Annotated in this window: 1 protein-coding gene; it reads left to right on the forward strand. The window is 62.0% G+C overall.

Going from position 1 to position 347, the window contains the following annotated elements; all coding sequences use genetic code 11:
- The coding region (locus tag SB765_RS28490) for an amino acid ABC transporter permease (protein WP_410932339.1) at window positions 1–347 on the forward strand (347 nt) is incomplete at both ends.

Consider the following 347-nt stretch of genomic DNA (forward strand, 5'->3'; position numbering starts at 1 on the left):
ATCCAGATTTTGCTGATCTACCTGGGGTTGCCCCAACTTGGCCTGGTACCCGGCGCCATCAGTGCCGGCATCATCGCGCTGTCGCTGAACTATGGCGCCTACCTCAGCGAAATTTTCCGCGCCGGCATCCTCGGTGTGGCGCCTGGGCAACGTCAGGCGGCAATGGCCCTGGGCCTTGGCCCAGCGCAGATCTTCTGGCACGTCACCCTGCCCCAGGCCATGCGCACCATTGTCCCGCCCGCCACCAACCAGTTCATCTCCATGCTCAAGGACTCGTCCCTGATCTCGGTAATGGGCGTGTGGGAAGTGATGTTCCTGGCGCAGTCCTACGGTCGTTCAAGCTATCG

Origin of the sequence: Pseudomonas sp. SIMBA_067 (assembly GCF_046534675.1) — a bacterium.
In the GTDB taxonomy this organism is placed as follows: Bacteria; Pseudomonadota; Gammaproteobacteria; order Pseudomonadales; family Pseudomonadaceae; genus Aquipseudomonas; species Aquipseudomonas putida.